Source organism: Roseateles sp. GW835-FHT13E02, assembly GCF_058794035.1.
This window is the reverse complement of sequence record NZ_JBXAGJ010000003.1, coordinates 313563-326462: the sequence shown is the minus strand read 5'-3', so window position 1 is coordinate 326462 and position 12900 is coordinate 313563. Positions and strand designations below refer to the sequence as shown.

12 protein-coding genes are annotated in these 12900 nt (G+C 68.1%); 3 read left to right on the top strand and 9 right to left on the bottom strand.

All coding sequences use genetic code 11. The annotated features are described in order from the left end of the window. Positions 1–8 precede the first annotated feature (8 nt). From AC1Q6P_RS04905 to AC1Q6P_RS04895, 3 genes are all read right to left on the bottom strand, one after another. Positions 9–1298 carry a TRAP transporter large permease gene (locus tag AC1Q6P_RS04905; RefSeq protein ID WP_171828563.1) on the bottom strand — a complete coding sequence of 430 codons (1290 nt, stop codon included), beginning with the start codon at positions 1296–1298 and terminating at the stop codon, positions 9–11. A gap of 64 nt (positions 1299–1362) precedes the next feature. Continuing rightward, positions 1363–1863 (bottom strand): TRAP transporter small permease, encoded by a 501-nt coding sequence (locus AC1Q6P_RS04900; protein ID WP_492663475.1) that lies wholly within the window; start codon positions 1861–1863, stop codon positions 1363–1365. Further along, entirely contained in the window at positions 1860–2840 is a 981-nt protein-coding gene (locus tag AC1Q6P_RS04895) for a TRAP transporter substrate-binding protein (RefSeq protein ID WP_492663474.1), read from the bottom strand. The genes AC1Q6P_RS04900 and AC1Q6P_RS04895 overlap by 4 nt, the downstream gene beginning before the upstream one ends. A gap of 147 nt (positions 2841–2987) precedes the next feature. Between AC1Q6P_RS04895 and AC1Q6P_RS04890 the strand changes: the two genes are divergently transcribed. Together AC1Q6P_RS04890 and AC1Q6P_RS04885 are read left to right on the top strand one after the other, a co-directional pair. Further along, complete coding sequence (locus AC1Q6P_RS04890; RefSeq protein ID WP_492663473.1) at positions 2988–3977, top strand: sugar kinase; 990 nt, start codon at positions 2988–2990, stop codon at positions 3975–3977. Further along, positions 3974–5332 (top strand): pectate lyase family protein, encoded by a 1359-nt coding sequence (locus tag AC1Q6P_RS04885; RefSeq protein ID WP_492703066.1) that lies wholly within the window; start codon positions 3974–3976, stop codon positions 5330–5332. Before AC1Q6P_RS04890 ends, AC1Q6P_RS04885 begins: the two co-directional genes overlap by 4 nt. Before the next feature lie 13 nt (positions 5333–5345). Here the strand turns inward: AC1Q6P_RS04885 and AC1Q6P_RS04880 are convergent, their stop codons facing one another. The 3 genes from AC1Q6P_RS04880 to AC1Q6P_RS04870 all read right to left on the bottom strand — a co-directional run bounded on the left by AC1Q6P_RS04880 (position 5346) and on the right by AC1Q6P_RS04870 (position 7209). Continuing rightward, positions 5346–5867: a YgjV family protein gene (locus tag AC1Q6P_RS04880; protein ID WP_492663471.1), complete on the bottom strand. Its 522-nt coding sequence runs from the start codon at positions 5865–5867 to the stop codon at positions 5346–5348. 31 nt (positions 5868–5898) lie between these two features. Then, positions 5899–6168, bottom strand: coding sequence for a DUF3297 family protein (locus AC1Q6P_RS04875; RefSeq protein ID WP_171828557.1), 270 nt, complete (start codon positions 6166–6168; stop codon positions 5899–5901). Between the two features lie 81 nt (positions 6169–6249). Next, positions 6250–7209: a LysR family transcriptional regulator gene (locus AC1Q6P_RS04870; protein WP_492663470.1), complete on the bottom strand. Its 960-nt coding sequence runs from the start codon at positions 7207–7209 to the stop codon at positions 6250–6252. 71 nt (positions 7210–7280) lie between these two features. Between AC1Q6P_RS04870 and AC1Q6P_RS04865 the strand changes: the two genes are divergently transcribed. Further along, positions 7281–8345, top strand: a complete 1065-nt coding sequence (locus tag AC1Q6P_RS04865; RefSeq protein ID WP_492663469.1) for an NAD-dependent epimerase/dehydratase family protein — start codon at positions 7281–7283, stop codon at positions 8343–8345. Here the strand turns inward: AC1Q6P_RS04865 and AC1Q6P_RS04860 are convergent. The 3 genes from AC1Q6P_RS04860 to AC1Q6P_RS04850 all read right to left on the bottom strand — a co-directional run bounded on the left by AC1Q6P_RS04860 (position 8315) and on the right by AC1Q6P_RS04850 (position 12660). Then, positions 8315–9112: a rhamnogalacturonan acetylesterase gene (locus AC1Q6P_RS04860; RefSeq protein ID WP_492663468.1), complete on the bottom strand. Its 798-nt coding sequence runs from the start codon at positions 9110–9112 to the stop codon at positions 8315–8317. The two genes, AC1Q6P_RS04865 and AC1Q6P_RS04860, sit on opposite strands and share 31 nt — an antisense overlap. A 7-nt stretch (positions 9113–9119) precedes the next feature. Next, positions 9120–12116 (bottom strand): TonB-dependent receptor, encoded by a 2997-nt coding sequence (locus AC1Q6P_RS04855; RefSeq protein WP_492663467.1) that lies wholly within the window; start codon positions 12114–12116, stop codon positions 9120–9122. Between the two features lie 208 nt (positions 12117–12324). Next, complete coding sequence (locus AC1Q6P_RS04850; protein WP_492663466.1) at positions 12325–12660, bottom strand: cupin domain-containing protein; 336 nt, start codon at positions 12658–12660, stop codon at positions 12325–12327. Positions 12661–12900: the final 240 nt, after the last annotated feature.

Genomic DNA, 12900 nt, shown 5'->3' with positions numbered 1-12900 from the left:
GGGCCCGCTCACTTCATGAGCGCCGGCAGCCAGAGCGAGATCGCCGGCACAAAAGTCACCAGCGCCAGCGTGGCCAGCAAGGCGCCGTAGAAGGGCCAGATCGAGCGCATGACCTGACCGACCGAGATGCCACCAATGGCGCAGCCGACAAACTGGGTGCTGCCGACCGGGGGGGTGTTGAGGCCCAGGGCGCAGTTGATCAGCATCAGGATGCCGAACTGCAGCGGGTCCATGCCGTACTGCTGGCAGATGGGCAGAAAGATCGGCGTGCAGATCAGGATGGTGGCTGCCATGTCCAGGAAGGTGCCGAGCACGAAGAGCAGCAGGTTGACCATCAGAAAGATCACCCAGGGGCTCTGGCTGACGCTTTGCATCAGCTCCCCGGTGCGCTGCGGCACCTCGTACAAGGCCATGAAGTAGCCGAAGGCCGAGGAGATGCCGATCAGCAGCAGCACCACGCCCGTGGTCTTGCAGGCCTTGGCGCAGGCCTTGAGGAAGTTCTGCCAGCTCAGCGAGCGGTAGACGAAGACCGTCACCCCCAGGGCCCAGAACACCGCCGTGGCGGCCGACTCGGTGGCGGTGAAGACCCCGCTGAGGATGCCGGCCAGGATGATCACCACCACCAGCAGGCCCGGCAGGGCGCCGACAAAAGCGCGGCCTACCGCCGCCCAGCCGGGGAAGGCGCCATGCGTGGGATAGCCGCGCCGCACGGCCACACCGTAGGCCGCGGCCAGATTGGCCAGGGTCAGCAGCAGGGCCGGGATCAGCGCCGCCAGGATCAGGCCGAAGACACTGACCGAGGCGATGCCGGAGGCGGCCAGCACGAAGATGATGAGGTTGTGCGAGGTCGGCATCAGGGCGCCGACCAGGGCCGCATGCGTGGTCACATTGACCGCGTAGTCGGCGTGGTAGCCCTCCTTCTTCATCAGCGGAATCATCACCGAGCCCATGGCTGAGACATCGGCCAGCGGCGAACCCGCCACCCCGCCGAACAAGGTGCAGCCCAGCACATTGCTCATGCCCAGGCCGCCGCGCACATGGCCGATCAGGCTGTTGGCGAAGCGCACGATGCGATCAGCAATGCCGCCGTAGAGCATCAGCTCGCCGGCGAACACGAAGAAGGGGATGGCCAGGAAGGAGAAGACCTGCATGCCGCCGACCATCTTCTGAAAGACCAGGGCCAGTGGCAGATCGGCCGCCAGCATGGTGGCCACCGAGGACAGGCCGATGGCAAAGGCCACCGGCACGCCCAGCAGCAGCAAGAGGGCAAAGCTCAGGCCCAGAACCCAGAGTTCCATCGCATCAAATCCTTGTGAATCAAAAGGGGGGGCAGGCTTCGCCAGGCGGCGCGCTGCGCTGGGTTCAGTACCAGGACGGGCGTACCGCCTCACCGCGCCAGAGCGCACGCATGTGCTCCAGCGAGAACAGCACGATCAGCACGCCGGCGATCAGCAACGGCAGGTAGTCCAGCCCCTCGGGCACGCCCAACATGGGCTTGGGCTCGCTCCACTTCAGCTGCGTCCAGACCCAGCCCGACTGCGCCATCAGCGCGCCAAAGCCCGCCACCAAGGCATGGACCAGCAACTCCAGGCGCAGGCGCCAGCGTTCGGGCAGCAGCACCAGAATGGACTCCAGGCCGATGTGGCCGGCATCACGCACGCCCACGGCCACGCCGAAGGCCGTGACATAGAGCACCAGCAGCATGGCCAGGCCCTCGGTCCAGGTGGGCGTGTCGTTGAAGACATAACGGCCCAGCACCTGCAACTGCACGCAGAGCAGCACCGCGATCAGGCAGACCACCGCGGCCACCAGCGCCAGCTTGGACAGGGCGGCGCACAAGCGCGTGAATGCGGGGACGTTCACGGTGTCTCCTGCAGGGTCTTGACCAGGCGCTGCAGCTCGGGCGTGTTCATGAAGCGGGCGTAGACCGGCGGCATCAAGGCCTGGAAGGCGCTCTTGTCCACCTCGACGATCTGCGCGCCGCCGGCTTTCACCAGGGCCAGGGATTTGGCCTCCTGCTCATCCCAGCGCAGGCGCTGGAAGGCGACCGATTCCTTGGCCGCGGCGCGGATCAGCTGCTGATCGGCGGGCGGCAGGCCGCCGTAGACCTTTTTGCTCATCAGCAGCAGCTCGGGCGCCATGGAATGCTCGGTGCGGGAATAGAACTTGACCGCCTCGAAATGCTTGAAGCCTTCGAACGAGGGCAGATTGTTTTCGGCCGCATCGACCAGGCCGGTCTTGAGCCCGGTGTAGACCTCGCCCACCGGCATGGGCGTGGCATTGGCGCCCAGGGCCGCGGCCACCGCCACCCAGAGGTCCGACTGCGGCACGCGGATCTTCAAGCCCTTGGCATCGGCCGGGATCTTGATCGGCTTGCGGGCATAGATGGAGCGGGCGCCGCTGTCGTAGAAAGCCAGGCCGATGAAACCCTGGGGCTCGCAGGCGCGCAGGATCTCCTCGCCGGCCGGGCCGTCCAGCGCGCGGCGCATCTGCGAGACCGAGCGGAAGAGAAAAGGCATGGTCGGCACCTGGGTCTGCGGGCAGATGGCGTTCATGGGGCTGATGTGCACGCGGGTGAGCTCGAGCGCGCCGATCTTGAGCTGGTCGATGGTTTCCTTCTCGGTGCCCAGTGCGCCCTTGTTGAAAACCTTGAGCTTGATGCGCCCGGCGCTGCGCTGCTCCAGCAGCTCGCCCATGCGCTTGAGCGCCAGCACGGTCGGGTACTCATTGCTGTTGTGCACATCGGCGGCGCGCAGGGTCAGGGCCTGGGCGGCCGACTGGCTCAGCGCCAAGGCCAGCAAGGCGGCGGCGGGCAGGATCTTGAAGCGGGGGCAAAACATGGGGGGCGTCTCCTGGCGAGTGAGTGAGGGTCTGCCCCGGCCCGCGCGCGGCCTCAGCCTTGGCGCATCAGGGTCAGCCCTTGTTTCGAAATTCGTTCGCTCGCAAATAGAATAACGAAACAGCGTTCCAAATCACTAAGGGATTCCATGAGGGTAGCTTCAACAAAGCAGGTGGCGGTGCTCGGCGAATGCATGCTGGAACTGGTCGGCCCAGCCTTTGGCGCGCTGCAACAAGGCTTTGGCGGCGACACCCTGAACACCGCCGTCTATCTGGCGCGCTGTGCTGCGGACCCGGGCCAGAACGAGGCCAAGACCGCCGCGCCCTACACCGTTCACTACGCCACCGGCCTGGGCGATGACCGCCTCAGCTGGGGCCTGATGGAGCGCTGGGCGGCCGAAGGCCTGGCCCTGGATTTGGTGCGCCAGATCCCCGGCCGCATGCCCGGGCTCTACATGATCGAGGTCGATGTGCGCGGCGAACGCAGCTTCAACTACTGGCGCGATACAAGCGCCGCCAAGGCCTACTTTGAGAGCGAGCGCACACCTTTGGAGGACCAGGCCGCCGACTGGGACCTGTTCTACCTGAGCGGCATCAGCCTGGCCATCCTGCCGGCGGCCGGGCGCGAGCGCGTGTTCGCCTTGATGGAGGCGCTGCGCGCACGGGGCGCCATGGTGGTGTTCGACAACAACTACCGGCCGCGGCTCTGGGCCAGCCGCGCCGAGGCGCAGGCGGTCTTCCGCCGCGCCCTGGACCTGGCCAGCGTCGGCCTGATCACGGCCGACGACCACCAGGCCTTGTTCGAACTGCCCAGCCTGGCCGAGGCGGTGGCCGCCGCGCAAGACCTGGCCCCGCGCGAGCTGCTGATCAAGCGCGGCGCCGAATCCACCCTGGTGCGCGCGCCCGCAGCCGGCGCCCCGGATTGGCGGGAAGCCGCCACCGAGCGCGTCGAGCGCGTAGTCGACACCACCGCGGCCGGCGACTCCTTTGCCGGCGGCTACCTGAGCCAGCGCCTGCGCGGGCGCCCGGCGCTGGAATCGGCACGCTTCGGCAACCGCCTGGCCGCGCGCGTGATCCAGCACCGCGGCGCCTTGATCGAGCCGGCCCTGATGGCCGATCTGCTGCAGCCCCAGTCATGAGCACCGCCATGCGTCGTCGCCACCTGCTCGCCAGCGCCTGCCTGCTGTCCCTGTTGCCTTTCCCTGCCAGCGCTGAGAGCCCAGCAATGCCCCAGCTGGACCCTGCCGGCATCAGCGTGCAAGGCTGGGCCGCCGGCACCGTGGGCGGCCGCGGCGGGCGCATCCTGCGGGTCAGCAATTTGAACGAATCCGGGCCCGGCTCGCTGCGCGAAGCGCTGGAGGCCGAGGGGCCGCGCATCGTGGTCTTCGAGGTCGGCGGCGTCATCGACCTGGCCGGCCAGACGATCAACATCCGCCACCCTTACCTGACCATCGCCGGCCAAACCGCCCCCAAGCCCGGCATCACCGTGATCAAAGGCGAGACCAATATCGCCACCCACCAGGTGATCATCCAGCACCTGATGTTCCGGCCTGGTGAGTTCGGCCGCGCCAAGAAAAGCGGCGCCGACCAGGACGGCATCTCCACGCAGGGCGCGGCCCACCACGTCATCGTCGACCACTGCAGCCTGTCCTGGGCCACGGACGAAAACCTGTCGGTCGGCGGCCCGCGTTTCGAGGGCGCCACGCCCGAGGATTGGCGCCGCAACACCTCCCACGCCATCACCTACAGCCACAACCTGATCTACGAAGGCCTGGGCACTTCGGTGCACGAGAAGGGCGAGCACTCCAAGGGCACCCTGGTGCACGACAACGCCAGCGGCATCCTCCTCTACGCCAATCTCTATGCATCCAACCGCGAGCGCAATGCCTTGTTCAAAGGTGGCGTGCAGGCGGCCATGGTCAACAACCTGATCTACAACCCCGGCAACAAGGCGGTGCACTACAACCTGGTCGCGCACGAGTGGGCGCCCCACCCCTGGCTGACCGGCCGCATCAGCCTGATCGGCAATGCCTACCGCCAGGGGCCGGACACCCGGCCCAACACGCCCTTGTTCGCACTCGGCGGCCACGGCGATGTGGCGCTGTTCCTGCACGACAACCTGGCGGTGGACGAGTACGGCGCCGCCGTGGCCCAGACCGGCGTCTACAGTGCTGGCCAGGCGCGCATCCTGCAACTGCCGGCGCCCGAGCTGCCCGCCGACCTGCCGCTGAGCCGCATCTTGCCGGCACGGCGCCTGGAGGCGGAACTGCCCCTGGCCGTGGGCGCCCGGCCCTGGGACCGCGACCCGATTGATTTCAAGCTGCTGTCTGATGTGGCCGAGGGCCGTGGCCAGATCATCGACAGCGAGCTGCAGAACGCCAGCGGCTACCCGCGCTACGCGCCCAGCCAGCAGGCGTTTCAGCCCGAGGCCTGGAATCTGGAGGACATGAGCCCGCGCGCCGGCTGGGCCTCGCTGTTCCGCCGCGGGCGCTGAATCGGGTTGAAGCTCACGTGGCCTGAGCGGCCTCCGGCGGGCGGCGCCAGAGCCGCCACAGCGTCCAGCTGTTGGTCAGAGCGATGGTGGCTTCGAGCAAGCTGCCGCCCACCGAGCCCACCGTCAGGTTGTTGACCAACCAGAGCAAAGTGCCCAGCAGCATCAGCAGGCGCATGCGCAGCCCGCTCAAGAAAAACAGCGCCGTCGTGCCGATGCAGGAGGCCGCAATCGGCAGCAGCGAGAGCCAGCCCTGCTGCAGCCACAGGCCCAGGCCGGCGCTCAGGCCGATGATGCCCAGGCCCACCCAGGGCGAGCGGCTGCGCAGCGAGGCCAGCGAACGGCCCAGCGAAACCAGGCTGCTGGCTACAGCCGTGGGCTGACCCAGCAGCCAGAAGTGCAGCACATACGCAAAGCACTCCAGGGCCATGAAGACCTTGAAGCGGCGATCGTCGGTCTGCGCAAAACAAGCCACGCCGCAGGCAAACGCGACATAACCAAAAATCTGCGCGGCTGAAAAATACGCGGGGTCCAGCATGCGGGCGGCGCGCGGCCTGGCCGTAGAGGCTTCAGCGGTAGAACGCTTCCACCGTGCCCTTGAGCTTGATCATCACCGGGTTGCCCTTGCGGTCCACAGTGCGGCCAGCCGGCACCTTGACCCAGCCTTCGCTGATGCAGTACTCGGCCACATCGAAGCGCTCCTTGCCGTTCAGGCGGATGCCGATGTCGTGCTGGAACACGGCGGCATCGTGGTGCGGGCTGCGCGGGTCGATGGACAGATGGTCGGGGATGGCGGGGCGGTCGGTGGGAGCGGCGGTAGAGGCGGCGGAGTCAGTCATGGCGGCAGCAATCGTCAAAAAAACAAAAGGCCCCGGGGCGGGGCTGGATGCCGGCATTTTCCGCGATTTGGCGCCGCCCGCTCATGCCGGGGCCACCATCATTTTGCTCAAGCCCTCGGCCAGGGCCTCGAACACGCGCTTGCAGGCCAGGCTTTGGCGCAGGTCCTCGTGCATGGCCAGCCAGGTGTCCAGCGGCAGGCTGAGCTGCTCGGGCAGCACGCGCTCCAGACCCGGGCTGCGCCGCGCCAGGGCGACCTGGCAGACGCCGATCCCGGCGCCGGCGCGCAGCAGGGCGAGCTGGGCCAGATCGCTGTCGCTGCGCAGGGCAAAGGCCTCGCGGCGCCAGCTTGGGAAGCCCTGGCGGGCGGCGCGAATGAATGGCGTTTCCTGGTCATAGCCGACCAGGCGGTGCGTGGCCAGATCCTCCAGCGTGGCCGGGCGGCCGGCGCGGTCCAGGTAGTCGCTGCGGGCGAACAGCCCCAGCTCCACCGTACCCAGTCGGCGCGCGATCAGCTGCTCCTGCGTGGGCGCGGTCATGCGCACGGCGATGTCGGCCTCGCGCTGCAGCAGGTCCTGCATGCGGTTGCTGAGCACCAGCTCGACCACCAGGCCGGGCTCCTCCTGCGCCAGCCGGGCCAGGATGGGCGGCAACACTTCCACGCCCATGACCTCGCTGGCCGTCACCCGCACCACGCCGCGCAGCTGGCCCTGGGCGCCGAGCTGACGCTCTTGTGCCAGGCGCTGCAGCGAGGCCGCCTGATGGGCCATGGCCTCGGCGCCTTCTCGCAAGGTCAGCGCCGCCTCGGTGGGCAAGAGGCCTTGCTGCGAGCGGGTGAAAAGCGGCAGGCCCAGGGCCTGCTCCAGCGCTTCGATGTGCCGGCCCACGGTCGGCTGGGCCAGGCCCAGGGCGCGCGCGGCGCCCGATTGCGAGCCCTCCTCCAGCACGCCGAGGAAGGTGCGGTACAGCTCCCAGCCGATGTCCTTGCCGGGTTTGTTGCTGCTGCTGATGCTGCTATCGAGGTCTTTGTTCTTGGAGTCCATGCAGAACTGTATAGCCGCTGGCACATCGTCGGCAGTTCCGCGCGCGGCCTGGCCGGCCGAGACTGGCGGCCATGAACAGCGCACACAACCCCACCTCCGTCACTCCCTTCACAAACACCGGCACCGCCCTGGTCCTTGGCGCCAGCGGCGGCATCGGCGGCGAGGTCGCCCGCCAGTTGCTGGCAACCGGCTGGCAGGTGCGCGGCCTCAAGCGCGAGCCGCCCAGCGAGGCCCAGGCCCGCAGCGGCATCGCCTGGCAGCGCGGCGATGCGCTGGACGGCGCAGCCGTGCGCCATGCCGCCCAGGGCTGCCAGCTGATCGTGCATGCCGTCAACCCGCCCGGTTATCTGCGCTGGGCCGAGCTGGTGCTGCCCATGCTGGAGCACAGCATCGCTGCGGCGCGCGAGCAGGGCGCTTGCCTGCTGCTGCCCGGCACGGTCTACAACTATGCGCCGGACGCCCCCATGCCGCTGCGCGAGGACGCGCCGCAGCAGCCGCCCAGCCGCAAAGGAGCCATCCGCGTGGAGATGGAGCGGCGCCTGCAGGAAGCCGCCAGCGAAGCTGCCGAGCGCCCCTGCCAGGTGCTGATCGTGCGCGCTGGCGATTTCTTTGGCCCCCAGCCGGGCAACAGCTGGTTTTCACAAGGCTTGATCCAGCCGGGCCGGCCGCCCTCGCACGTGCTGCTGCCGTCCACGCCAGGCGTGGGCCACCAGTGGGCTTTTCTGCCCGATGTGGCGCGCACCATGGTGGCCCTGGTGCAGCGGCGCGCCGAACTACCGGCCTTTGCAAGCTTCCACATGGCCGGCCACTGGGACGCCGACGGGCGCCAGATGGGCGAGGCCATTCTGCGCGTGATGGTGCAGCACGGCCTGCCGACACCGCGGCTGCGCGCCTTTCCCTGGTGGCTGATGCGTGTGCTCGCGCCGTTCAAGGCCACGCTGCGCGAGATGCAGGAGATGCGCTACCTCTGGCGCCAGCCCGTAAGCATGGACAACGCGCGCCTGCGCGCGGTGCTCGGCGAGGAGCCGCACACACCGCTCGACGAGGCGGTGGCGCACAGTCTGCGCGGCCTGGGCTGTCTCCCCCTTGCCGCGGCTTTGGCGTCTCACTCGGCGGCGGCTGGGCTCAAGGCATAGGGCGCCAGCGCAGGCTGCACACGCAGCAACTCGCGCAGCACCAGGGCCGAGAACAGCTGCGCGCCCCGCTCGCCCACATGGGTGCGATCAAACGCGCTCTTGGCAGCGCCGGCACGCTCCGCCGACGCGGCCGAAGCCACGGGCTCGGCCGCGCTGGGCTTGGGCGCCATGGCCAGGCGGTCGGCCTCGTCCTCGCCCATGGCCTGCACCCGGGCATGGCTCAGGGCATTGAGGTCGATCGCGGCGACGGGCGGCGTGGCCTCGGCCGCCACCCGCAGCGTGGCCTCAGCCCAGGGCCGCAGCTCATTGAGCAGCTGGCCCTCGCGGAAGCTGCGCCGGGTCAGCGGAGTCAGCAGCACCGGCGTAGCGCCCAGCTCGAGCAGCTCACTCAAGTAACGGGCCAGATTGACGGGGAACTCGGTCGCCAGATCGGTGGAGCGGCCGGGCTTGCCAGGCTGGTCGTTGTGACCGAACTGGATCAGCACCCAGGTCGGCCGCAACGGTTCCTGGCGCAGGCGCTCACGCAGGGCATCCCACAGACCTTCGGCCCGGAAGCTGGCACTGCTGCGGCCGCCGCGCGCCAGGTTCAGGCATTGCAACTCCGGCCTGAAGCGGGCGCAGAGGGCGTCGCCATAGCCGCTGCGCGTGGCCAGAGTGGAGTCACCCACCAGGACCACGCGGGCCTGGGGCGCCCGACTTGCCTCAGGCTCGGCCCACGCGTGAGTGCTGGCCAGCGCCAGCAGCCCCAGTCCCCAGACCTGGCGCATCGCCACCTCAGAAGCGGTAGCGGAAACCGGCCATCAGCTCGCGGCCGGTGACGTTGTTGACCACCACGCTGTCGCGCGCCCGGCTGATGAACTGGTCGTTGGGCTGGTTGGTCAGATTGACGCCTTCCAGCGTCACTTCCAGCTTGTCATTGACCTTGTAGCTCAGCGACACATCGACGTTGAAGGTCTTGTTCTTGCCCTCGACATCGTTGTTGTTCTGGCCCGGCACACGGGTGACGAAGCCGGAACGCTGCGAGCCCGAGATGCGGGCGCTGAAGGCGCCGTCGTCGTAGTACAGCGTGGCGTTCCAGGACTTGGGCGAGAGGTTGATCAAGTCGTCGGTGATGGTGGCCGTGCTGGTGGGCGAGACCACGTACTCGATCTTGCTCTTCACATAGGTGTAGTTCAGCAGCGCGCCGAAGTTCTTGCCCCAGCCGGGCAGGAAGCTGAAGGGCTGCTGGTAGTCGAGTTCGAAGCCCTGCAGCTTGCCGCCCTCGGTGTTGATCGGGGCGGTGACCTGGAAGACCTCGTCGCCGCTGAAGTTGCTGGGCAGCAGGCTCATGGGCAGGCCGGTCTGCTTGAACGGGACGTTGTTGCGGATGCTCTGGATGTAGGTGCTGATGTTCTTCTGGAACAGGCCCAGGCCCAGGAAGGCGTTCTTGGCAAAGTACCACTCGATGCTGGAATCGAAGGTGGTGGCACGGAAGGGCTTGAGCAGGGGGTTGCCGCTGGTGACCGACAAGGTGCCGGTGGTGGAGATGGTGCCGCCCGGGCTCAGATTGCCCAGCTGCGGCCGGGCCATGACCTTGGCCGCGGCGAAGCGCACGATCACATCCTTGCTCAAGGTGGCGGCCAGGTTGGCGGCGGGCAGCAGGTCGTCGTAAACATGGTCCACCGTCACAGCGGTGCCGCCGCCGGTGGCCTGGTAGCCGGTGGCCGCCAGCTTGGTCTTGACATAGCGGGTGCCGATATTGCCGCGCACCGGGATGTCGCCCAGGCGGGTGTTGAAGTCCAGCTGGAAGAAGGCCGCCTCGTCCTGCTCGGTGACGCTGCGGTTGTTGCCGCGCGCATTGCCGTTGGTGATGGACGAGAGCGTGAAGTCACCGGGGCCGCCGGCCGGGCCGCTCTTGATGCAGTTGCAATAGATGTCGTAGGCCTGGGCGATGGCGGCCAGATTGGGGATGACCCAGCTGGTGGCCGTGCCGGCGGGCAGGTTCTGGCCCTTGCCGAAGCCGGTCAGGCTGGTTGTCAGGCTGGCCACCGTGCTGCCGGCCGGCACCGGGAAGATGGTGTCGTTCTGGTTGACGCGGCGGAACTCGTAGGAGTCGAAGCTGTACTTTTTGTAATCAACCCCGCCTTTGAGCATGAGCTTGTTGGGCATCACATCCCAGGCCAGGTCCAGGTGGAACACATCGTTGGTGTTGCTGGCACCTTGCGGGCGGATGCGGATCTCGCTGCTGGTGGTGTTGGCGATGGTGCCGGCCTGGGTGCCGCTGCTGGCCACCGGCACACCGACCAGGGTCAGGGCGCCGCCGGCCTGCGTGGGGTCGAAGGGGTAGCTGATGGCCGGGGCGCGGTCGTCGGCGCTGAAGTCGATGCTGTAGCCGTTGACATTGAGCGCGTCCAGCGTGGTGGTGGTCTGCACCGGATTGCGGAACTTGCTGGTGGCGCGGCCAGCGCGGGCGGTCATGCGCACATGCTCGCCAAAGTCCTGCTCCAGGGTCAGGGTGGGCTGGGTGAAGGTGGTGGAGAGCTCGTCGAAACGCGACTCGGCGCGCACATCCACGCCGTTGAACACGCCCTTGATCAGGGCGCCGTTGGGCGCATAGCTGGCCGAGACCACGCTGGTCTGCGGCTTGCCGCCCTGGCCGGCGTTGCGGCTGAAGGAGATCACTTCCAGGAAGTCTTCCTGGCGGGTGGCGTCGAGCTTGGAATAGAGCAGGTCCAGGGTCAGCAGGGTGCCATCGGCCGGCTTAAACTGCACGGCGGCGGTCACACCCAGGCGGTCCTGCTCATGGGTCAGGCGGCCGTAACGGGGCAGGCGGGGGTGGAAGTTCTCGGCCTTGCTGGCCTCGTTGTAAGCCGCGATATTGGCGGCGGTGTTGGGCAGACGCAGCACGCCCTGGGCGGCAGGGCCGCAGGTGGTGGCGGTGGAGTTGCTCGGGTTGGCCGGCGTCACGCCCTGCGGGGCGCACCAACCGCCCGAGGAGGGGCCGTTGTCCCAGCGCACGGTGCTGAAGCCTTCTTCCAGCACCTTGCGCTGCGAGTAGGCGCCCGAGATCAGCACGCCGAGCTTCTTGTCGGCAAAGGTGTTGGACAGCAGGAAGGCGGCGCGCGGCGTGGTTTTGCCGGACAGATCGTTGTAGCCGCCCTTGAGAGACACCATGCCGGTGAAGCCCTTCAGGTCGAAGGGCCGGGTGGTTTGCAGGTCCACCGTGGCGCCCAGCGAGCCTTCGTCCACATCGGCGGAGCTGCTCTTGCGCACGATCAACGAGTTGAACAGCTCGGAGGCGAAGACATTGAAGTCAAAGCCGCGTGAGCGGTTGGCGCCGCCCGAGCTGTCGGTACCGCCGGTGGTGGCCAGGCCTTCGATGCCATTGATGCGCACGCGGGTGAAATCCTGGCCCAGGCCGCGCACGGTGATGTTGCGGCCCTCGCCGGCGTCGCGGTCGATCACCACGCCGGGCACGCGCTGCAGCGATTCGGCCAGGTTGGTGTCGGGGAACTTGCCCATGTCCTCGGCCTTGATGACATCGACGATGCTGTTGTCATCGCGCTTGGCGCGCAGCGCACTTTCCAGCGAGGCACGCAGGCCGGTGACGGTCACGGCCTCCAGGCTGGCCTTGGAGGGCGCGGCCGGAGCGGCCTGTGTGGCGGCTGGCGGCGCGCTCTGCGCCTGGGCGCCGGCGGCCAGGGTGCTCAGGGCCGCCAGCGAGGCGAGCGAGAGCAGGCTGCGGCGGCAGGTGAATCGGGGCGTCTGCGGCGAGGCGGGGCGCGAGGTCATGGCTTGTCTCCAATGGTTTGGGGCGGCGTCGCTCGGTCGGGGCCGGCTGACGCTCTGATGCGGGGTTCGCACGAGCCGGCGCCGTCTGTGCGGCTTGGCCGGTTCGGTTCTGGCTTGGAGGGCGCACGCAGGGCACCGCTACATCGGGAGAGCCGGGGCGGCCGCTGCAGTGCGGCCGCCTCCGGTGGCAGGGGTCTGGCCTCTTTCTTTAGAGGTAGTCCTGCCGAGGCGGGGAAAACTGGTCGAGCAAGGTGCTGCCGGCTTCGAGGGCCACCACACCATGCGGGGTCAGGCGCGGCGCGGTGAAGGCATCACCGACGCGCAGAATCTTCTTGATGCCGGCCACATCGGCTTCGAACGAGCCGCTGAGCACAAAGGCGATCTGGTCATGCGCATCGTGGGCATGGACGCTGCCGATGGCGCCCTGGTCGAACTGCACCAGCACCGACATCAGCTCCGGCGTGTGGCCCACGATCTTGCGGCGGATGCCATCGCCCAGCTCGGTCCAGGCGCTGCTGGCGTTGTCGAAGTACGGTGTGCTCATCGGGGAGGTCTCCTGCTGCGGCGCCAAGGGCCATTTCACGCATCGATGGCTCAGACTATAGCGTTCCGCTTGATAAATGAAACAGCGGTTCACTAAATAGAAACCATAATTCCGGGAAAGTCCTGAGCTGCGTTAGGCTTGCACCCATTCGCAGCGCCACAGGCCTTCTGCCTGGGCTTGCCAACCCCCCCGCACCCCGACCGCCGCCTGACGCGCGCGGCTTCGCCGGCCTCCCGCCCG

Coding starts and splice junctions, on each gene's coding strand:
- AC1Q6P_RS04905 (WP_171828563.1), bottom strand. CDS start 1,298: ATGGAACTCTGGGTTCTGGGCCTGAGCTTTGCCCTCTTGCTGCTGCTG.
- AC1Q6P_RS04895 (WP_492663474.1), bottom strand. CDS start 2,840: ATGTTTTGCCCCCGCTTCAAGATCCTGCCCGCCGCCGCCTTGCTGGCC.
- AC1Q6P_RS04890 (WP_492663473.1), top strand. CDS start 2,988: ATGAGGGTAGCTTCAACAAAGCAGGTGGCGGTGCTCGGCGAATGCATG.
- AC1Q6P_RS04885 (WP_492703066.1), top strand. CDS start 3,974: ATGAGCACCGCCATGCGTCGTCGCCACCTGCTCGCCAGCGCCTGCCTG.
- AC1Q6P_RS04880 (WP_492663471.1), bottom strand. CDS start 5,867: ATGCTGGACCCCGCGTATTTTTCAGCCGCGCAGATTTTTGGTTATGTC.
- AC1Q6P_RS04875 (WP_171828557.1), bottom strand. CDS start 6,168: ATGACTGACTCCGCCGCCTCTACCGCCGCTCCCACCGACCGCCCCGCC.
- AC1Q6P_RS04870 (WP_492663470.1), bottom strand. CDS start 7,209: ATGGACTCCAAGAACAAAGACCTCGATAGCAGCATCAGCAGCAGCAAC.
- AC1Q6P_RS04865 (WP_492663469.1), top strand. CDS start 7,281: ATGAACAGCGCACACAACCCCACCTCCGTCACTCCCTTCACAAACACC.
- AC1Q6P_RS04860 (WP_492663468.1), bottom strand. CDS start 9,112: ATGCGCCAGGTCTGGGGACTGGGGCTGCTGGCGCTGGCCAGCACTCAC.
- AC1Q6P_RS04855 (WP_492663467.1), bottom strand. CDS start 12,116: ATGACCTCGCGCCCCGCCTCGCCGCAGACGCCCCGATTCACCTGCCGC.
- AC1Q6P_RS04850 (WP_492663466.1), bottom strand. CDS start 12,660: ATGAGCACACCGTACTTCGACAACGCCAGCAGCGCCTGGACCGAGCTG.